At 37.6% G+C, this 20,754-nt stretch carries 21 protein-coding genes; 7 read left to right on the forward strand and 14 right to left on the reverse strand.

Annotation, left to right across the window (positions count from 1 at the left end; translation table 11 throughout):
* Positions 1-14: 14 nt before the first annotated feature.
* The 5 genes from NHE85_RS06530 to NHE85_RS06550 all read right to left on the reverse strand — a co-directional run bounded on the left by NHE85_RS06530 (position 15) and on the right by NHE85_RS06550 (position 4,321).
* Entirely contained in the window at positions 15-662 is a 648-nt protein-coding gene (locus NHE85_RS06530) for an HD domain-containing protein (protein ID WP_252810872.1), read from the reverse strand.
* Between the two features lie 152 nt (positions 663-814).
* Positions 815-1,810, reverse strand: a complete 996-nt coding sequence (locus tag NHE85_RS06535) for an acyl-ACP desaturase (RefSeq protein ID WP_252810874.1) — start codon at positions 1,808-1,810, stop codon at positions 815-817.
* 5 nt (positions 1,811-1,815) lie between these two features.
* Positions 1,816-2,550, reverse strand: coding sequence for a 1-acyl-sn-glycerol-3-phosphate acyltransferase (locus NHE85_RS06540; protein WP_252810876.1), 735 nt, complete (start codon positions 2,548-2,550; stop codon positions 1,816-1,818).
* Positions 2,551-2,684: 134 nt separating this feature from the next.
* Positions 2,685-3,095 carry a BrxA/BrxB family bacilliredoxin gene (locus tag NHE85_RS06545; RefSeq protein WP_252810878.1) on the reverse strand — a complete coding sequence of 137 codons (411 nt, stop codon included), beginning with the start codon at positions 3,093-3,095 and terminating at the stop codon, positions 2,685-2,687.
* An 83-nt stretch (positions 3,096-3,178) separates the two neighbouring features.
* A complete protein-coding gene (locus NHE85_RS06550) occupies positions 3,179-4,321 on the reverse strand; it encodes a lycopene cyclase family protein (RefSeq protein WP_252810880.1) in 1,143 nt (380 codons plus the stop codon).
* A 116-nt stretch (positions 4,322-4,437) separates the two neighbouring features.
* Here NHE85_RS06550 and NHE85_RS06555 point away from each other — a divergent pair, with 116 nt between their 5' ends.
* The 4 genes from NHE85_RS06555 to NHE85_RS06570 all read left to right on the forward strand — a co-directional run bounded on the left by NHE85_RS06555 (position 4,438) and on the right by NHE85_RS06570 (position 9,407).
* Positions 4,438-5,091, forward strand: a complete 654-nt coding sequence (locus NHE85_RS06555) for a metal-dependent transcriptional regulator (RefSeq protein ID WP_252813282.1) — start codon at positions 4,438-4,440, stop codon at positions 5,089-5,091.
* A gap of 4 nt (positions 5,092-5,095) precedes the next feature.
* Positions 5,096-6,982, forward strand: coding sequence for an Nramp family divalent metal transporter (locus NHE85_RS06560; protein WP_252810883.1), 1,887 nt, complete (start codon positions 5,096-5,098; stop codon positions 6,980-6,982).
* A 100-nt stretch (positions 6,983-7,082) separates the two neighbouring features.
* Entirely contained in the window at positions 7,083-8,498 is a 1,416-nt protein-coding gene (locus tag NHE85_RS06565; RefSeq protein WP_252810884.1) for an aldehyde dehydrogenase family protein, read from the forward strand.
* 111 nt (positions 8,499-8,609) lie between these two features.
* Positions 8,610-9,407 (forward strand): AraC family transcriptional regulator, encoded by a 798-nt coding sequence (locus NHE85_RS06570; protein WP_252810886.1) that lies wholly within the window; start codon positions 8,610-8,612, stop codon positions 9,405-9,407.
* On the opposite strand, the gene NHE85_RS06575 is transcribed toward NHE85_RS06570, so the two are convergent.
* From NHE85_RS06575 to NHE85_RS06590, 4 genes are read right to left on the reverse strand one after another with little or no spacing between them, the layout of a single operon-like run.
* On the reverse strand, positions 9,404-9,526 hold the full coding sequence (locus NHE85_RS06575; protein WP_252810887.1) for a FeoB-associated Cys-rich membrane protein: 123 nt from the start codon (positions 9,524-9,526) through the stop codon (positions 9,404-9,406). The genes NHE85_RS06570 and NHE85_RS06575 overlap by 4 nt on opposite strands.
* A gap of 4 nt (positions 9,527-9,530) precedes the next feature.
* Complete coding sequence (gene feoB / locus NHE85_RS06580) at positions 9,531-11,639, reverse strand: ferrous iron transport protein B (protein WP_252810889.1); 2,109 nt, start codon at positions 11,637-11,639, stop codon at positions 9,531-9,533.
* On the reverse strand, positions 11,639-11,878 hold the full coding sequence (locus NHE85_RS06585) for a FeoA family protein (RefSeq protein ID WP_252810891.1): 240 nt from the start codon (positions 11,876-11,878) through the stop codon (positions 11,639-11,641). The genes feoB and NHE85_RS06585 overlap by 1 nt, the downstream gene beginning before the upstream one ends.
* 55 nt (positions 11,879-11,933) lie before the next feature.
* Positions 11,934-12,626 (reverse strand): SCO family protein, encoded by a 693-nt coding sequence (locus NHE85_RS06590; protein ID WP_252810893.1) that lies wholly within the window; start codon positions 12,624-12,626, stop codon positions 11,934-11,936.
* A gap of 166 nt (positions 12,627-12,792) precedes the next feature.
* Here NHE85_RS06590 and NHE85_RS06595 point away from each other — a divergent pair, with 166 nt between their 5' ends.
* Complete coding sequence (locus NHE85_RS06595; RefSeq protein WP_252810895.1) at positions 12,793-14,859, forward strand: M13 family metallopeptidase; 2,067 nt, start codon at positions 12,793-12,795, stop codon at positions 14,857-14,859.
* A gap of 146 nt (positions 14,860-15,005) precedes the next feature.
* Positions 15,006-15,671 (forward strand): response regulator, encoded by a 666-nt coding sequence (locus NHE85_RS06600; RefSeq protein WP_252810897.1) that lies wholly within the window; start codon positions 15,006-15,008, stop codon positions 15,669-15,671.
* A 348-nt stretch (positions 15,672-16,019) separates the two neighbouring features.
* Here the strand turns inward: NHE85_RS06600 and NHE85_RS06605 are convergent, their stop codons facing one another.
* The 3 genes from NHE85_RS06605 to NHE85_RS06615 are packed head-to-tail and all read right to left on the reverse strand — an operon-like array spanning position 16,020 to position 18,756.
* Complete coding sequence (locus NHE85_RS06605) at positions 16,020-16,814, reverse strand: NAD(P)H-binding protein (protein ID WP_252810899.1); 795 nt, start codon at positions 16,812-16,814, stop codon at positions 16,020-16,022.
* The gene (locus NHE85_RS06610; RefSeq protein ID WP_252810901.1) at positions 16,814-17,167 is read right to left on the reverse strand and encodes a hypothetical protein; all 354 of its coding nucleotides are present in this window, start codon (positions 17,165-17,167) and stop codon (positions 16,814-16,816) included. The genes NHE85_RS06605 and NHE85_RS06610 overlap by 1 nt, the downstream gene beginning before the upstream one ends.
* Positions 17,164-18,756: a carbon-nitrogen hydrolase family protein gene (locus NHE85_RS06615; RefSeq protein ID WP_252810903.1), complete on the reverse strand. Its 1,593-nt coding sequence runs from the start codon at positions 18,754-18,756 to the stop codon at positions 17,164-17,166. The genes NHE85_RS06610 and NHE85_RS06615 overlap by 4 nt, the downstream gene beginning before the upstream one ends.
* A 323-nt stretch (positions 18,757-19,079) precedes the next feature.
* Here NHE85_RS06615 and NHE85_RS06620 point away from each other — a divergent pair, with 323 nt between their 5' ends.
* A complete protein-coding gene (locus NHE85_RS06620; protein WP_252810905.1) occupies positions 19,080-19,412 on the forward strand; it encodes a single-stranded DNA-binding protein in 333 nt (110 codons plus the stop codon).
* Between the two features lie 83 nt (positions 19,413-19,495).
* On the opposite strand, the gene NHE85_RS06625 is transcribed toward NHE85_RS06620, so the two are convergent.
* Both NHE85_RS06625 and NHE85_RS06630 read right to left on the reverse strand, forming a co-directional pair.
* On the reverse strand, positions 19,496-20,395 hold the full coding sequence (locus NHE85_RS06625) for a histone deacetylase (protein WP_252810908.1): 900 nt from the start codon (positions 20,393-20,395) through the stop codon (positions 19,496-19,498).
* A gap of 4 nt (positions 20,396-20,399) precedes the next feature.
* Positions 20,400-20,717 carry a hypothetical protein gene (locus tag NHE85_RS06630; protein ID WP_252810910.1) on the reverse strand — a complete coding sequence of 106 codons (318 nt, stop codon included), beginning with the start codon at positions 20,715-20,717 and terminating at the stop codon, positions 20,400-20,402.
* Between the last annotated feature and the right edge of the window lie 37 nt (positions 20,718-20,754).

A 20,754-nucleotide genomic window follows, 5' to 3' on the forward strand; every position in this document is an offset into this window, starting at 1 on the left:
GGCTTATCATTTTATTATTTTTCGCCATCCCATTCGGCATAGAACTGCGAAAGAAAATCAATCATATATTGATGTCGGCTTTCGGCTATAGTTTTTCCGGTTGAGGTATTCATGCGGTCTTTAAGTAAAAGCAGCTTTTCATAAAAGTGATTAAGTGTAGGTGCTGTACTTTCCTTATATTCTTCCTTGGTCATAGTAAGGTCAGGCGCAATAGCAGGATCGTATAAAGCCCTGTTTTTAAAACCTCCATAATTAAAAGTACGTGCAATACCTATAGCACCCAAGGCATCCAGCCTATCCGCATCCTGAACAATATCCAGCTCTACAGAATGAAACTTCATATCGTGGTTGCCACCTTTAAAAGATATGTTCTCAATAATATTCACTACATGAATAATAGTTTCCTCAGGCACATTTTGTGCCGACAGAAATTGCCATGCCATAGAAGGACCAACAGTTTCATCTCCATTATGAAATTTGCTATCGGCAATATCGTGTAGCAGTGCGGCTAATTTTACTACCTCAAGATCACAATTTTCGCTTTTAGCTATATGCAGCGCATTATTGTAAACCCGCTCTATATGAAACCAGTCGTGACCGCCTTCGGCATGAGCCAGTTGTGCCTTTACAAACGCCTTGGTAATTTCTATGAGATTGTTCATGCAATCAAAATTAAAGTATAGTAATGAATTGCACTAATTAAATTTTTTTAAAATTCTTTTTCAAACCTATAATCCTATGTGTAAAATATACCCGAATAAGGGGTGTATATTTAATTATATAAGCAAAAAGCCGCTATTAAGCGGCTTTTGTTTTACTTTATAAGTGCTGGTGTAACCCATTTAAATATGTGTGATTCTTCCGGTATTACAAGCCTTTCAGATATCCTTGCCATCCTGTCCGGTAACTTCATTAAATAGTCACGGGCTTTTTCTGCTTCAGATGTAAGGCCGTTTATCTTGTCAATCTGCCATTTGTCGATCAGTTTTCTAAGAATATCTACATAATCGTTAGCTGTATAAACACCTATACGTTGTGCAGAATCGGAGAATTGCTCGAAAGCTTCACCTATTTTTTGTCCTGATTCTCTAAGGAAGTGTGCAGGCATAACAATTTTTTGCTTCATCATATATTGAAAAGCAAGCATCATTTCGCTCGGATCTACCTGAAAAATACGATTAACAAATTCGCTGTAAGCATGATGGTGACGCATTTCATCTCCCGCAATCAGCTTACACATTTTAGACAGCCTTTTGTCTCCGTACTGTTTTGCAATCTGTGATACACGGTTGTGCGACACATAAGTCGCAAGCTCCTGAAAACTGGTATATACAAAGTTTTTATAAGGGTCACGATCAGTGCCAATATCAAACCCGTCATTTATTAAATGCTGTGTTGTAATCTCTACTTCACGCATGTTAATACGTCCTGACAAATAAAGGTATTTATTAAGCAGGTCGCCATGTCGGTTCTCTTCACCTGTCCAGTTGCGAACCCATTTAGACCAGCCATTGCCGCCATTTTCAACCTGATTAACGCCTTCAACATCCATTAACCATGATTCATAAGTTGGTAGGGCTTCTTCAGTAATAGTATCTCCTATAAGTACTACCCAAAAATCATAGGGCAGGTCTTTCGCTATTTCGCGCAACTCTTTTAAATCCTCGTAAAAATTTTCATTTTGTGAGTCAGGCAGCAGGTCGCTGGGCTGCCAGATGTTTTCGACCGGTATAAGATAGTTCTCTACAAAAGAATCAATATTCTTTTCCAGGAACTGCATTACTTCCAGACGAACGTTTTTTATAGACATAGTTTCTAATTTTTTATTCCTTGTATTACTGCATTCTCAGTTCTCTCCATCACCTCTTCAAAAGGAATATTTTTGATGGCAAAAGGTTCCTGTATTGTAAAAGTTAAACGATTGCCCAAACCTAATGGGAATTTGCCAAAACGGTCAAGCTTCCACGAATTATTTATACTAATAGGTACAATGTACGCAGAAGGGGTGAATTTGCAAAGTATTTTAAGTCCGTTTTCACTAAACTTCTTCGGTTCTCCTGTTTTACTTCGTGTACCTTCGGGAAAAATAACAGCAGATCGATTATTTTGCTCTATATACACAGCCATACTTTTTATTGCAGGCAATGCCTGTTTTGGATCTTTCCTGTCTATAAGAACGGAACCACCGTGCCTTAAATTGTATGATACGCTTGGTATTCCTTTTCCTAATTCTTTCTTGCTTATGAATTTAGGATGAAATTTACGCATAAACCAGATAATGGGCGGAATATCGTTCATGCTTTGGTGGTTTGCCACTATTATAAGAGGTACGCCGGCGGGTACTTTTTCTCTTCCTTCAAATTTATATGTTGTACCTAATATTAACGTTGCCCTGACAAGGCATCCGTTTAAAAGGTCTACACTCTTTTTATGTGCCTGGTAACCGAAAAGGTTAAAACTAATCCACTGCACCGGATGAAAGATAAGAAGCAGCAGAAAGAAAACCAGATAATAAATTATAGATATGGGATACGATAATATCTTTTCCATTTATGTTTCTAAAAATTCGCGTAAAAGTAGTACCTTTTTAGTTAATACTAAAAAGTTTTAGTATGCCTGCATAGTTTCTTAAAAAACAAAACCACGCCGTCAGGCGTGGTTAGCAATGTTTTGTTTATTTGCCATTAGCAAAACTCGTCATAGGCATCTTTAAGGTTTTCTGCGATCATGTCTGCAGGTCTGCCTTCAATATGATGACGCTCAAGCATATGCACAAGCTCACCATTTTTAAATAATGCCATACTCGGAGAAGATGGAGGGAAAGGGAACATACTTGCCCTTGCCTCATCTACTGCTTCTTTATCTACGCCTGCAAATACAGTTACAAGATTGTCAGGAGTTTTGCCGTTGGCTAAACTCATTTTTGCTCCCGGCCTTGCATTACGTGCAGCACAGCCGCATACAGAATTTACTACAACAAGTGTAGTTCCTTCTTTAGATATTGCATTTTTTACCGCATCGGCTGTATATAGTTCTTCAAAGCCAGCTTCAGAAAGTTCTGCTCGCATTGGCTTTACCAATTCTTCTGGATACATAATATAGTATTCTTTAATAAGTTAATTAACTGCTACAAAGATACGCATTTTTTATGCCAAACATAAAACAGCAAACTTTTTTGTTACAGATTGGTTATGTTACGGAAGAACGCTGAAATAAATAATCCTTTAGGGCATTTTGATATTACACCAATATCTTCGGTAAAAGAACTTTCCTCGTCCAGAAATTTAAATATAGATGAAGCATCCCCTTTTTTAAACATAGAAGAAAATATTAGTGCTCCTTTTTCATTCTTACGATTAAGAATATCCAAGAGTAATAAATCATAAAACCAATAACGGTTTTTCTTGTAAAATGCAGTAAAATCATCCTGCCGGGTTAAAAATATAACAAGGTGTTCAGATAATTTATCAGCGTTTTTAAAAGTATAGCCTGTACTGGCTTTTGTCCATCCTCCGGCAGTACCTATGTTTACTATGTTTTTGGTATTGTTCTTCCAAAAAGGGTAACAGGTCATGGGTATTGAACCCCTTTCTGTACCTACAATTTCATAGCTGCCAGTGTTTAAGTTTTCAAGATACTCCTGTATAGCATATTCATATTCTTTTTCAGGCAGTAAGTCTTTAGAAAATAAAGTATATTCTACAATGGCTTCTGTTTCCGAAAAAGGCAGCACATACATAAACCTTGTATTGCCTTTTTGAGGGATGCTGAAATCCATAAATACAGGTTTTTCAGAGTCAAAAACAGGCTGACCGGTTTTAATATGCCATCCTATAAAATGCTGTTGTAATACCGGATATTTATTTTGAGATTTTGGTAATACCGGATCATAAATGTTATTCAGCAGCTTGTTGCAGGTATAACTTTCAGTTTCGGTTTTTACTAGTACGTTAAGGCCTGTGTCTGCAAAATCAATTACTTTTTGTTGTACAAATTCAATATTTGAATGCTTTTTCAGTTCTGCCAAAACAAAGCTGTAAAAATCTATACCCCGTATCATATTGTATTCGTAATTCCCAAAATCCAGATCAACAGTTTTATTTTCATCTGCAAAAATTGCTGATTTCCATTTTCTGAAAGTAATTGCATCCCAAATAGTATTACCATCTTGCCAATAGCACCAGGTACGGTCATTATTCGTTTTTGTATCTGGATCTATTATTAAGATAGAATTGCTAAAATTACCCATTACTGCCATTCGGTAAACAGTCATTAATGATGCCAGGCCGGCACCGGCAAATATGTAATGATAATGTTTCATGTAACCCAAAAATACATATTTGGAACGTTAATAAAATCCTAATTATTTAGTCTTGTCTAAAAATGTTTTTAAACTAATCAAATTATACTATATTTGTAGTGATTATAGTACTGATAATGACGTATTCTGAAGAAAATTACCTTAAAATAATATACCACTTATCCCTTACTCAAAACAAGGGTATAACTACAAATGCAATTGCTAACGAAATGGAAAGCAAACCATCATCTGTTACAGATATGGTTCAGAAGCTTGCCGATAAGGGACTTGTTATTTATAAAAAATACCAGGGTGTTTCGCTTACCGACGAAGGAATGTTTACTGCATTGATGATTGTGCGCAAACATCGTTTGTGGGAAGTATTTCTGCTTGAAAAACTTGATTTTTCATGGGATGAGGTGCACGATGTTGCAGAACAGCTTGAGCATATTAAAAGCGAAAAACTTACTAATAAACTGGAGGAGTTTTTAGATTTTCCTACGGAAGACCCTCACGGAGACCCAATACCCGACCGTAATGGTAAAATAGCCAAAATAGATAAAAAACTGCTTTCTGAAATTGCAGTGGGCAAAAAAGTGATTTGCGTAGGAGTAAAAGATAGCTCCTCGGCATTTTTACAATACCTTGATAAACAGCAAATAGCTCTTGGTTCTGCCATAGAGGTAGTTAGCAAAGAAGATTTTGATATGTCTTTAACCCTAAAACTGGGAGACAAGCTGGTAACCGTTTCAAACAAAATAGCGGCCAACCTGTTTGTAAAAACCGTATAAATATATGGAACACCGCAACGGTAATTCGCTGGAAGAAGTGCACGAGTCGGTTGCTGTAGGGCAAAACACCTCGGTATGGAAAAAAGTGCTGGCCTTTTTTGGTCCGGCATATATGATAAGTGTAGGTTATATGGATCCGGGAAACTGGGCTACCGATATTGCCGGAGGAAGCCAGTTTGGCTACTCGCTGCTTTGGGTGTTGCTTATGAGCAACATAATGGCTTTACTACTGCAAAGCCTTAGTGCCCGGTTGGGTATAGTGAGCCGTAGGGATTTAGCACAGGCATCGCGTGAAACCTATTCTAAAGGCATAAACTACTTTTTATACGGGCTTGCCGAAATTGCTATTGCGGCATGCGATCTTGCCGAAGTACTGGGTATGGCTATAGGATTAAAATTACTGTTTGACCTGCCCTTGCTTTGGGGCGTTAGTATAACAATGTTTGATACTTTCCTGCTTTTATTCTTAATGAATAAAGGAATAAAAAAAATGGAAGCATTTATCATTGGCCTTATTGCTATTATCGGCCTTTCTTTTCTGGCAGAAATGTTTTTTGCAAAGCCAAATGTTGGTGAGGTGGTGCAGGGGTTTATACCAAATATGCCTAACGGGGCTGCACTATATATTGCAATTGGTATAATAGGTGCTACTGTAATGCCGCATAATTTATACCTCCATTCGTCGCTGGTACAAACACGTAAATTTGACAGGTCTTTTAAGGGTATAAAGCAGGCAATACGATATAATTTTATAGATTCTGTAGTGGCGCTTAATATGGCCTTTTTTGTAAATGCAGCTATACTTATACTGGCAGCAGCAACATTTTATACTGCGGGCAGGCATGACGTAGCCGATATTCAGGATGCTCATAAACTGCTTGAACCTATGTTGGGGTCGGGGTGGGCAGCACCATTGTTTGCGTTGGCACTTATTGCTGCCGGGCAAAGTTCTACAATAACAGGTACGCTTGCCGGACAAATTGTTATGGAAGGTTACCTTAACCTGCGCATACAACCCTGGGTACGCCGCATTGTAACACGCCTTATTGCTATAGCTCCTGCTTTTTTAACAATATTATATTTTGGAGAAGAATCTACCGGGAAACTTCTTGTTTTTAGCCAGGTAGTGCTTAGTTTGCAACTGGGTTTTGCAATTATTCCGCTTATTCATTTTGTGAGCGATAAAACTAAAATGAATGAGTTTGCTATTGGGCGTTTTACAAAAATAGCATCGTGGGCAATAGCACTTATTATAGTTTCGCTAAATGGTAAATTGGTTTACGACGAAATTAAAACATGGGTTACAGAAGCTGAAAATCCTGTTTATATATGGGTTTTTGTAGTGCCGGTTGCTGTTTTTGCCACAGGAATATTATTGTATATAATTATAGATCCTTTTGTACGAAAAACAAGGGCTTCTGTTCCGCATGTGCCACATATAGATGAAGTTATTGTACAGGAACAATCGGGTGCAATTGTATATGATAATATAGCCATAGCACTGGATTTTTCTAAAACCGATGTGAAAAGTATTGCCAGTGCTATGCAATTAGGTGGAAAAAGTGCTCATTATACCCTTATACATGTTGTAGAAACAGTAGGCGCCATGATGTATGGCGACCAGGCAAATGATTTCGAAACAAAATCGGATACAAACTACCTGGTAAAATACAAGGAGGCTCTGGAAGAAAAAGGATATAATGTTACCACACGCCTTAGTTTTGGAAGCCCTAAAAAGCAAATTCCTTTAATTGTTAATCAGTCCGGTAATTTTGACATCCTTATTCTTGGAGCACATGGACATAACTTTATAAAAGATATTATTCTGGGAACTACTGTAGATGCTGTAAGGCATAAAGTGAGTATTCCTGTCCTTATCATTAAAGATTAGTTTTTTGAACTTTTCAACAAAGTAAATATGGGCTTTTCAACAAAATAAAGAACCGATATATACATGAACTTTGTCTTATAATTTTAAAATAATTTATAAGATGAAGACAATTGATAAAATGTATGTAAACGGGGAGTTTGTTACGCCCAATGGTACAGATCTTTTTGACCTTATAAGCCCAACTACTAATAAACTTACAGGTCAGGTTGTATTAGGAAATGAGCAGGATGTAAACCTTGCTGTTGCTGCGGCAAAAGAGGCTTATAAAACTTTCTCTCAAACAACAAAAGAAGAACGTATAACTTACCTTCAAAAATTGCATGATGCTGTTGCCAAAAGACAGGATGAACTGGTTGATGTAATGGTTAATGAATATGGCGGAACTTATCAGTTTTGTAAAAATAGCGTGGGTTATATGCTAAGCTCATTTACTACTGCTATTGAAACATTAAAAGCTTTTGAGTTTGAAAGAACTGTTGGCCGTTCTAAAGTACTTATGCAGTCTTTAGGGGTTGTGGGTATAATAACTCCGTGGAACTCCAGTAATGGCTTTATATGCAATAAGCTTGCAACAGCTATTTCAGCGGGTAGTACAGTGGTTATTAAACCAAGTGAAATGAGCGCACAGCAAACACAATTATTATTAGAATGCTTTCATGAAGCAGGTTTGCCTAAAGGTGTATTTAACGTAATAAATGGTCTTGGTACAGTAGTGGGTAATGCCATTACAAACCATCCTGATATTGCAAAAATTTCATTTACAGGTTCTACAGCGGTTGGTAAATCTATTGCCAGAGGAGCTGTCGATACTCTAAAACGTGTAACGCTGGAACTGGGTGGAAAATCACCTAATATTATTCTTGACGATGCTAATTTTGAAACGGCTATACCTATGGCTATTGCCGCTGCTTATATGAACAGTGGGCAGGCCTGTATTGCAGGTACACGTTTACTGGTTCCTGAAAACAGGCTTGATGAGGTTAATCAGTTGGTTAAAGCTACTGTTGAAAAGGTAAAGGTTGGGAATCCGGCAGATGAAGATACGGTAGTAGGGCCTATGGTTAGCAAAAAACAATATGAACGTGTACAGGGCTATATTAAATTAGGTATTGAAGAGGGTGCACAACTGCTTATAGGTGGTGAAGGTCAGCCCGAAGGCCTTGAGGCTGGCAACTTTGTAAAACCAACGGTATTTACAAATGTAAAAAACACTATGCGTATTGCCAGAGAAGAAATTTTTGGACCTGTACTGTCTATAATTACTTATAAAGATGAAGAGGATGCTATTGCTATTGCTAATGATACCGATTATGGTTTGCAGGCTTATGTAAGTTCTGGTGATGGGCAAAGGGCACATAGGGTAGCATCTAAAATTGTTGCCGGACGTGTAATGATTAATGCACTTACTCATGATCCGCATGCGCCATTCGGCGGATTTAAACAATCCGGTATTGGCAGGGAGTTTGGCTCTTACGGCCTTGAAGAATATGTAGAGCCTAAAACACTATTGGTTTAAGCTTAGCTGTAATGTAATTTTGATGATAAGAGAAATCCTGCCAATACTTATCTGAGATTTCTCTTATTCTTGAAATTACAAATACGCTTTTTAATTTTTATCTTTACTATAATGGAAACAATTCAGAGAGCCCCTATACAATTTTCATGTTATTTTTCCCGTAGCAGGCTGGGTGAAAACTTTGTATCTGAACATGCAATAAGCTATGTAGTATCGGGTACAAATACGCTGGATGATGGAGTACATACACAAACTTTTGGTGAAGGCGAAATGTATTTTTGCAGAAGAAACCAGTTGTTAAAATATGTAAAAAATCCTACTGAAGCGGGAGAATTCCGCTCGGTGTCTATGTTCTTTACACAAGAGTTTTTAAGAGAATTCAGTATTAAGTATGGGTATAGTGCTTCTTTAAAATTAGATATCCCTGCTTATATTCAGCTTGATGAAAAATCTTTGCTGGCAGGTTATATGAATTCACTAAGGCAATATGAGGAAATGTTTAATCAGCAGCCTGATTCTCCTTTGTATAAAATTAAACAGGAAGAAGCTATTTTATTGCTGCTTAAAGCCTATCCTGAGCTGGCAAATATATTATTTGACTTTTCAGATCCGGGTAAGATAGACCTTGAAGCTTTTATGCAGCAAAACTATCATTTTAATGTAGATATTAATCGTTTTGCCTATTTAACCGGCAGAAGCCTTTCTGGCTTTAAGCGCGATTTCGAAAAAATATTTAATATTTCACCCGGGCGGTGGCTGCTGCAACGAAGGTTAAAAGAAGCGTATTATTTGTTAAAGGAAGAAAAGAAAGCCGTAAGCGATATTTATCTTGATCTTGGTTTTGAAGACCTCTCGCATTTTTCGTTTGCTTTTAAAAAACAATATGGCATGGCTCCGTCTCAGGTTTAGCTGCACCCGCAATCAGGTCCGCAATTCCCTGATTTCTTATTTTTAAAGAAATATTTCTTAATCAGAAAAGCTACTGCACCTGCCACCACTATATATACTATTATGTTTTGTATATCCATCGCTTTACTTTAAAAGTTGATAGGTAATTAGCGAAACTATATAAGCAAAGCCGCTCATTCCTATTAATTGAATTAAAGGCCATTTCCATGAATTGGTCTCTTTTTTGGTTATTGCCAGCGTACTAATGCATTGCATTGCAAAAGCATAGAACAGCAATAATGATGCCCCTGTTGCAAAATTAAATACCTTTTTTCCTGTAAGCGGATTAATTTCGCTGGTCATGCGTTCTTTTATAGTTGCTTCGTCTTCACCGCTGCTGCCTATATTATATATTGTAGCCAGTGTACCAACAAATACTTCTCGTGCAGCAAAAGAAGACACAATAGCAATACCTATTTTCCAGTCATACCCTAAAGGGCGTATAACAGGCTCAATATTTTTACCTATAATTCCAATATATGAATTTTCAAGCTGGTAGGCAGCTACTTTATCATTAAGCTGTTTTTGAGATACCGAAGAATTTGCAGACTGCGCGGCAATAATTTCTCTGGCTTTACTAAAATCATCGCCCGGGCCGTGCGATCCTAAAAACCATATAATTATAGATAATGCTAAAATAATTTTACCTGCGCCATATACAAAAGCTTTGGTTTTTTCAAGCACGTTAAGCCCGACATTTTTAATAAGCGGAAGCTTATAATTAGGCATTTCGGCAACAAAAAAGCTTTTGTGTTTTAGTTTTAAAATTTTGTTCAGTATCCATGCGGAGAGTAATGCACCACTAAATCCTAACAGGTATAGCAGCATTAATGTTAACCCCTGCAGGTTAAAAATACCCAGTACCATTTTTTCGGGTATTACCAGAGATATTAATATGGTATATACGGGAAGCCTTGCCGAACAGGTTGTAAAAGGTGTAACCAGTATGGTTATAAGCCTTTCGCGCCAGTTCTCGATATTTCGTGCCGACATTATAGCAGGAATAGCACAGGCTGTACCCGAAATAAGAGGCACAACACTCTTACCGCTAAGGCCGAAACGTTTCATTATTTTATCCATTAAAAATACTACCCGGCTCATATAACCGCTTTCTTCCAGTACAGAAATGAACATGAATAAAAAGGCAATTTGCGGAATAAATATAACTACTCCGCCTATACCCGGAATAATACCCTGCGATATAAGATCGGTGAGTTTACCCGGCGGAAGATGTGTTTCGGTATAGGAAGCCAACGATGCAAAACTCTTGTCAATAAAATCCATAGGTATGCTTGACCATGAAAATATAGACTGGAATATGAGCATTAATATCATTATGAATATTACATAGCCAAAAACCTTATGTGTAAGTACCCTGTCCAGCCTTGCGCGAAGGTCTTTAGCTTTAGAGTTATCTACAGTCTGCCCTTCTTTAAGCACGTCATTAATAAACTGGTAACGCTTAATAGTTTCCTTTTGCTGCATCCGTTTTAAATCGGGTTTGCTTTTGGCAAAAGAGCTGTTGCTTTCAATCTCATTACGTTCAAGCTGTCCAAAGTTTACATCCTGAGTAATTACAAGCCATAGCTTATATAATAACTGTTTAGGGAAAGCATTTCGGAGTCCGTTAAAATAGTCAGGATCTATTACAGATGCATTAAGGCATGGTTCTGTAGAAAGGCTTTGGTAATTAACTATCAGCCCTTTTATAGTGTCTATACCGATGCCCTTACGTGAACTTACAAGGGCAATACGTGTTTTTAAGTGATGTTCAAGATAAGGAATGTCAAGTGTAATACCTTTTCTCTCCATTCTGTCGCTCATGTTTATAACCAGAATGGTAGGAATTTCAAGGTCTTTTATCTGGGTAAAAAGAAGTAAGTTACGTTTAAGGTTTTCTACATCGGTAACTACAACAGCAACATCAGGGTAATCTTTATCGTTCTTATTAAGCAACAGCTCAATAACTACATTTTCATCTATAGAACTGGCATTAAGGCTATAGGTACCCGGCAGGTCCATTACTATGCCTCTTGCACCATAAGGCAGTTTACACGATCCGGTTTTGCGTTCTACAGTAATTCCCGGATAGTTGCCCACCTGCTGGTTAAGACCTGTTAAATGGTTAAAAACAGATGTTTTTCCGGTATTTGGATTGCCTATTAAAGCAATTTTTATATTAGGGGTTGCCATCAGCGTGTGTCAGTTAAAAATTCAACATCAATCTGCGCTGCCGTTTCCAGTCTTATGGCTACGTGGCTTTCGTTAACGTTGATATAAATAGGATCTCCCAAAGGAGCTACCTGTAAAAGTTCCACAGTATTGCCGGGCAGGCATCCCATTTCAAGAAGCTTTAATGGTACCGCATCGATATTTAAATCGGTTATTATGGCCTTCTGGCCTTTTTTTAGCCCTGCGAGTGTGGTTTTCACTATTTATTTAGAATGAATTCAGATTGCAAAAGTATGAATTAATATCCAAACAGCCCTACTTTTCGTTAGCTGAGAGCCATTTAATATCTTCCAGAAGTTGTTTTACATTCTTTTCTCCTTCAACATTCTTGTCAAGGTTGGTTCCGTTATAAAATCCTCTTATGCGCCCGTGCGAATCTACCAGTATAAAGTTCTCGGTATGCACCATATCATAGAGTTCTTTTGAACTTGTAGTTTTAACCGCCAGGTATGATTTTCGCGCTATGTAATAAATGTCTTCTTTTTTACCAGTAACCAAATTCCATTTGCTGTCTATAACACCTTTTTCCAGGGCATATTTTTTAAGCACAAGCACACTGTCGATATCCGGAGTTACAGAGTGAGAGAGTAACATTACTTTAGGATCATTTTTTATTTGTTCCTGCAGCCATTCCATATTTTTTGTCATTTTCGGGCAGATGGACTGGCATGTAGTAAAAAAGAAATCGGCTACATATATTTTACCTTTATAATCTTCCTGAGTAATAGTTTTGCCGTTTTGGTTTGTAAATGAAAAATCGGCTATTTTATGGTTGCGCGCAACATACTGCACGGTGCTGTCTACCAGTTCAGGGTTTACATCAGCAGGGCTGTATACTTTTAAATATTTTCTTGGGGTGAGTGCATCCTTAAAAAGGAAAAGTATAACAGCAGAAAGTATTGCCAGTACGAGGAAAAAGAGTTTATATTTTTTAAAGAATTGTACCATTGGGTATAGTTTTTGCAAAATTAATAAACAACAGCCTATAAAAGTACAGTAATACAACATGAAATGCCTGTAAAGAATGCTTTTTTGCATATTTAACAGATTTAGTGTTATCTGTTTAGGCTAACTTTATATTTTTGTAACCTATAGGATTAAAAAAACGAATTATATGAAATTACCTTTTAATGCAAAATATGCCGCTGCTGCATTGGCACTTAGCGGAACAGTTTGCAGTATACAAACGGCTAAAGCACAGCAAAAGCCGGGTATAAATGTTTCTTACATGGATAAGAATGTTAAGCCAAGTGATGATTTTTTCAGGTATGTTAACGGAAGCTGGCTAGACAAAACCGAAATTCCGGGAGATAAAACCAGATGGGGAAGTTTTGACGAGCTTCGCGAAAATACAAACAACGATGCATTAGCTATACTGAAACAAGCTGCAGCAAATAAAAACCTTAGTTCTACTTCAGATCAGGGTAAGGCAGCTAATCTTTATAAAACTATTATGGATACAGTAGCCCGCAACAAGCAGGGTATTGCTCCGTTACAGCCCTATCTTAAAAAAATTGAAGCTGTTAAAAATGTAAAAGATATTGAAAAGCTCCTTATAGAAATGGAGCCTGTAGGAGGGCTTGGCTTTTTTGGTATGGGCGTAGGTGCCGATGCTAAAGACAGTAATAAAAATATAGTTTACCTTATGCCGGGAGCTTTAGGTTTACCTGACAGAGATTATTACGTATCTACAGATGCAGACTCAAAAGAAAAGCGTGAAAAATATGTTGAGCATGTAGCCAAAATGCTTCAATATCTTGGTGTAAAAAGTAAAGACGCTGCAAAACAGGCCAATAAGATTCTTGAACTGGAAACAGCAATGGCACAGCCAAGGCTTGACAGGGTTGAACGCCGTGATAGCAGAAAGACATATAACCCAATGACGGTTGCAGACCTTCAAAAGCTTACGCCAGCTATAAACTGGAATAACTATTTCAGCGGTTTAGGTGTGCAGTTTAATGCAGGAGACTCTATAAATGTATCGCAGCCTAAATATATGACAGCGCTGCAGGACATTTTTAAAGAAAATAAAGTTGATGACTGGAAAGCCTACATGAAATGGACACTTCTTAATAAAGCATCAGATAAGCTTACTACAGATATTGAAACTGCCGACTGGGAGTTTTACAGTAAAACGCTTAAAGGAGCTATTAAAGAGGAAACACGCGATAAGAATGCTTTACAGACTGTAAACGGTACTGTTGGAGAAGCATTAGGAAAACTTTATGTTGAGAAAAAATTTCCGGCAGAAGCTAAGGCAAAAGCAGAAAGCATGATTAAAAATGTAATGCTTGCTTTTGAGAACAGGATAAACCGCCTGCCATGGATGGCCAAATCTACAAGAGAGAACGCTATTAACAAATTGCGCAAGCTTAATGTAAAAATTGGATATCCGGACAAATGGAAAGATTATTCAGATCTTGCCATAAAGAGTCCTGCAGAAGGCGGAACGTTTTTTGGCAATATGCAAAATGCTGCCCGATGGAATTTTAATGAAGATATTGCAAAACTGCATAAACCTGTAGATAAAACAGAATGGCATATGTCTCCTCAAACGGTTAATGCCTATTTTAACCCGGCGTATAATGAAATAGTTTTCCCTGCGGCGATACTGCAACCACCTTTTTATGATTATAAAGCAGATGAAGCTGTTAATTATGGGGGTATAGGTGCTGTAATTGGCCATGAGATATCTCACGGATTTGATGATTCAGGATCGCGTTATAATGCCGACGGTAACCTTGTTAACTGGTGGAGTGATGAAGATCTTGCTAAATTTACAGGACTGGGCGGAAGCCTTGCCGATCAATACAGCGGATTGCAGCCACTGCCTGGCATCTATGTAGATGGCAAGTTTACTTTAGGTGAAAACATAGGTGACCTTGGAGGTGTAAATGCAGCTTATGACGGATTACAGCTTTACCTGAAACAAAACGGAAATCCGGGATTAATAGACGGCTACACGCCGGAACAACGCTTCTTTATTTCGTGGGCTACAATATGGAGGACCAAAATGAGAGATGAAGCTATAAAAAATCAGGTAAAAACAGACCCTCACTCGCCGGGTATGTACCGTGCCTTTGTGCCGTTGCAAAATGTTGATGCTTTTTATACCGCATTTGATATTAAACCGGGAGACGGAATGTATGTAGCTCCTGATAAAAGAGTTAAAATCTGGTAACGTTTTGAATATTAGTAAACAATTTATTAAAAACCCGCGATGTATGTCGCGGGTTTTTTTATTTTTGCATTAAAATGCTGTAAATGAGGTTTTCCGTAAGGAAATTAAAAAAAATCAGTATATTTTTACAGCAAAATTCCAGGTGTTTGAAAAAGAATTTAAGTGTACTGGCTATAGATGACCACATGGTGGTGCTTGAAGGCTACCGTTCTATTTTTAAAATACTTGAAGGCAATAGTTTTGAAAATTTGATTTTTACAAAGGCTCATGATTGCAGATCAGGACATAAAATTATAGAGAGCCATAAAGGAAAGCCTTTTGATTTTGCTATTATAGATTATAGCATACCCGATTCTCCCGAACTGAAATTAAATTCAGGTCATGACGTTGCTTTGTATTTAAGAGAGGTAATGCCGAAATGCAAAATTGTAATGATGACCATGCATAAAGAGGTTGAAATAATGAGCAGCATACTGCATAATATAAAACCCGAAGGCTTTATAAACAAAAGTGACTGTAATACCGATGAAATAGCCGAATGTTTTAAAAGCGTATTAGAAAATAACAACTACTATTCTACAACTATCGCAAGCTATATAAAAAGGCTTGAAAAAGGTGTTATGCTGGATGATATAGACACCAAGATTATAGTTTTGCTGTCTAAAGGCGTAAAAAACAAAAATCTTAGCAGGTATATTCCATTATCAGACAGTGCAATAGAAAAGCGAAAATATAAGGTAAAAAAAATGCTTGATATAACAGGCGATGATGAATCGCTGATTGCAGAAGCCCGTAAACAGGGCTATATTTAAAAATTCAATCCCGGTTTATCGGGATTTTTTTATGCTTTATACTCTGTTAAAAGTTTGTTAACTGCGGAAAATCCGCAACATGTAAATTTCAAAAATCCATTTCTTTGTCTCGGTTAATAGCAAATCTATAAAGCCCCCAAACTTACCATAGATACGCAAATATTGTTTGAAACATAACCTAAACCTTTATGTTCATCAATCTGTAATAACTGAATTGCCTGCCGGTATCTTTCCGGCTAAATTTAAGTATAGGCAGGCATAGCCGGTTATTTATTACGGTCTTCACGTGTGTGGGTGGAAGGGCGAGGATTAATTAGAAGTCCCGCCCCAAGCCTTTTTCTTAAACCCCTAATTTTTAAATTGATAGCCCAGAGCAGTCATTATTTTTTTAGAGCTTACCGTTTTGCCGTAAGAAGGTTTTTCAGAATTAAATTTTGGCTCAGGAAGTTTCATAGCAATAGCCTGTTTTGTATAATGCTCCCTTCGTGATGGGTGATAGGGTGTAACGGCATTAAAAATTTCGCCCCAGGCTTGCTTTTCAATAATCTTTTCAATAATTCCTATGCAATCCTGCTGATGAATAATATTAACAGGAGCTTCAGGATTTTCCAGGTTTTCCTTTCCAGCAAGAAATTTTCCAGGTTGCCTGTCTTCTCCGGTTAATCCGCCAAAACGCACTACAGTAGTCTTAAGGTTGGTATTGTTTTGCAGTAATTTTTCAACTTCCAGCAGTTGCTTTCCGCTTTCAGTTTGCGGCAGTGCAATTGTTTCTTCTGTTACAATAGAATTATCATCATTATATACCGACGTTGAGCTGGTAAATATAACTTTTGTAATACCTGATGATTCTATAAATGGAATAAGTATTTTGATTTTTTCAACAAAGCTCTCACTATTCTCTTTTCTGAGTTTAGGCGGTATGTCGATAATCAAGATTTCACATGACTTTAAAAAATCTTCAACATTGCCATTAGCCCCATTATTAGTTAATGAGATTAAGTAAGGCTGAATACCCTTTTCAGTGAGTATTTTTACTTTATCCTGAGAAGTTGTAGAGCCTTTAACTTCAAATCCTTTTTTTATAAGAGATTCAGCTAATGGCAGTCCCATCCACCCACAACCTAATATTGAAATCTGCGCCATTAGGAAATATCTTTTTTTACAAGTATATAATAATCATTATCCAAAGGCATATAGCCCTGCTCATAAACAAAATAGTAGGTGTTACCATTTTTTGTAAGCAGCAGGTTTGTAAAATACTCAAAATCAAAACCCTTACTCATGAGTTTAGACTTTGTTGTTTTGGTTTTGCCTTCAATATTAATTTCGTTCAATATGCGGTAGTTTTTACGCAGCCTGTTGTTTATGTTGCGCATAAAGTTATTACTGTCTTTATTTATCTTGTTATTCCAGGCATTACGGCAGGCATCACTGCAAAACTTCTTGTCTTCGCGGCCTACAATTTTTTCACCGCACTCGGGGCAGTTACGTGTCATTTTATATTAGGTTTTTTTGATTCCTCTGCAGCTTCAGGCTTAGGAGTGGCTGCAGCCTGTTTTTTTAGTTTATAAAGATCATGTCTGCGGTCTTTTAAAATACGCACACTTCCAAACTCATGTAATTCCCTAAGCAGATCAAGATCAACATCTACAATAATAGTCATTTCGGTATTAGGTGTAGCTTCGGCCTTAATTCCGTTAGAAGGGAATGAGAAATCCGAAGGAGTAAATACGGCCGTTTGCGCATACTGAATATCCATGTTATTTACCCCTGGTAAGTTACCTACACATCCTGCAATGGCTACATAGCATTCGTTTTCTATAGCGCGTGCCTGTGCGCAATGCCTAACGCGGGTATAGCCATTTTGGGTGTCGGTAAGAAAAGGAACAAACAGTATTTCCATACCTTCATCTGCCATAATTCGCGATAGTTCCGGAAACTCAACATCATAGCATATCATAATACCTATTTTACCGCAGTCAGTATCAAACGTTCTTATTTCGCTGCCGCCAACCATACCCCAATAATTTACCTCATTTGGGGTAATGTGTATTTTTTTATAGGTTTCAAATGTACCGTCTCTTTTACAAAGAAACCCCACATTATACAGGTTGCCATCATCAAGCATTGGCATACTTCCGGTAATAATGTTTATGTTATATGAAATAGCCATTTCCTGAAAACGCTTGCGGATTGGTTCACTATAACGGGCAATTTCCCTAATCGCATCAGCTTCGCTCAGGTGGTTAAAGTCGGCCATTAAAGGCGCTATAAACAATTCAGGGAACAGGGCAAAATCACTGCCATAGCCCGAAACGGCATCAATAAAAAACTCAGCCTGTTCAAATAGAGCTTCTACATTGGCAAGGGGCCGCATCTGCCATTGCACCAACCCCAGTCGGATAATACTTTTTCGCGTATTGATTAATACAGGACTTTTATCGTAGTAAATATTATTCCACTCCATAAGTACTGCATAATCCTGAGAGTCTTTATCACCTTCCAGATAATTGCGCATCACTTTTATAACGTGAAAATCGTTACTTAATTGAAAAGCCAGTACGGGATCATGTATTTCTTTAAGGCGCACTTTTTCTATATATTCTTTAGGTGTAAAATTATCAGCATGCTCATTAAAGTTGGGCATCCTTCCGGCAAAAATTATAGATTTAAGGTTTAGCTGTTCGCACAGCTCCTTACGCATATCATATAATCGACGGCCAAGGCGCAGTCCGCGGTATGCAGGGTCTATAAAAACATCTATACCATACAGTACTTCGCCATCATAATCGTGGGTGTTAAAAGTATAGTTTCCTGTAATTTTTTCGTAGGTATGATTGGTTGTAGCTTTTTTATAATCTACAATAAGTGAAAGGGCAGAGCCTACTACTTTGCCATCTACCAATACTACAAGCTGCCCTTCAGGGAAGATTTTTAGGAGCCTTTTAATATCTTTTTCAGCCCAATAGGGTTCTTCCATCTCCATTTCCACGTCTTTATAAGCGTGCTGCATAGAAAGGCGAAGCTGTTTATAGTCTTCTATTCTTAAATTTCGTAACTCTACTTTGTTAATCTCTGCCTGCATAAATCGTTATCTTTTTGCATAAATATACAAAAACCATTCCGTTTGTAAACGTTTGCAACGGGTTAATGTGTTGTTAAGATTGATAACTGATTTAAAAATATAAATTTTTCATTTTTTATAGATTGATAAGTAATTGCGTTGTTGTTTGATTATCAAACATATTTTCCAATTGTAAGCGCTTACAAATAGCTACAACCGACATTAAGTAGTTAGTAACCGAATAAAATATGGCGGTCAACGCAACTTTGCCTTGTTGAATTTTCGATAATAATTCGGCAGCAGCTTTAAATGTAGTTAACAATAACAATTAAAATTTACACGCCATGAATGCATTAAAAAACAAAGTACAGCTGATAGGAAACGCAGGAGCCGACCCGGAGATCAAAATTTTTGAAGCCGGCAAAAAACTGGCACGTTTAGTTTTGGCAACCAATGAAAGCTACACAAACGACAAAGGAGAGCCCGTAACCGATACCCAGTGGCACACCGTGACCGCATGGGGTAAAACTGCCGAAATTATCGAAAAATATGTAACCAAAGGTAAAGAGCTTGCCATAGAGGGCAAGCTGACGCATCGCAGCTACGACGACAAAAATGGAGACAAGCGCTACATTACAGAAGTTGTTGTTAGTGACGTGCTGCTTTTAGGTAAATAAAACCGGTGTAAGGAGGTTTTGGCCCTTTTCGTCTGCCCCCAGCGAAAGGGCTTTTTTAGTTTGTATAATTAATGATAAATGAATTAGTATAATCCTCTCGCTACTCTATAGGTATTAGCGTGGGCTTCTATAATAATTTTAATATCGGGGCTATAGCCGCCACCCATACTGCATTGCACAGGAATTTCAAGTTTATGGCAAAGCGATAATACAAATTCATCGCGCTCTTTACAGCCATTAAGGGAACAGCCAAGTTTACCCAATTTATCTGAAGCCAGTATATCTACACCGCTGAGGTAAAATATAAAGTCAGGTTTTTGTTCATCCATTAGTTTTGGAAGCGTTTCACGTAAAACAAAAAGGTATTCTTCATCGGTTGTATTGTCCGGCAGGGCAATATCAAGATCGGATAGCTCCTTTTTAAACGGATAATTTGTCTTACCATGCATAGAGAAAGTAAACACATCATTATTGCCGGTAAATATCTCTGCGGTTCCGTTTCCCTGATGCACATCTAAATCTACAATCAAAACCTTTTTTGCCAGTTTATTATTTATTAAGTACTGCGCTGCAATAGCCTGATCATTCAGTAGGCAGAAAGCTTCACCCCTGTCGCTATAGGCGTGATGCGTGCCACCCGCAATATTAAAAGCAATACCATGTTGTAAAGCCTGGTGCACTCCCCAAATTGTACCCTGTGTAATACGGAGCTCACGCTCTACTAATTCTGCGGAAAGCGGGAAACCTATCTTTCGTACTGCTCTTGCATCCAGAGTCAGGCTAAGCAGTTCATCTACATATGTTTTATCATGAACCGCCAGTATATTCGCCATGTCGGGCATACAGGGTTCGTGAAAGTCAGTTGGAATTGCAGTTCCCTCATGTAGCAACTGTTGCGGCAACAGTTCATATTTTATCATAGGAAACCTATGGCCTTCCGGTAACGGATGTTTGTATATGGGGTGGTAAGCTATTGGGAGCATTAAGTTAAAAAATCGTAAACATTTTCCAGATGATAATAATCGCTAAAATGGCAGCAAAAACAGCTCCGGTTATTTTTAATACATTAGATTTTGATGCCCGTATAAACACAAGCGATGCAAAAGTAAGTAATACAATAGGAATAATACTAAGTCCTTTACTATTCCTTAAAGAAGGAGGATATTTTTCAAGGTAGGCATCTTTAAAGGCAGCGGTGCCAGAGTATTGATTGCTAATGTTTATCCATAAAAAAATATCACCCAGCACTAGCAATAATGAAAGCACGGCAATAAAAATCAGGAATCTTTTTGTGTTTTCTCCCATGAGGTTTGATTATGCAGGTTGCGTTTTATAAAGTTAT

It is taken from the genome of Flavobacterium sp. NRK1, from assembly GCF_024054175.1.
Lineage (GTDB): Bacteria > Bacteroidota > Bacteroidia > Flavobacteriales > Flavobacteriaceae > Flavobacterium.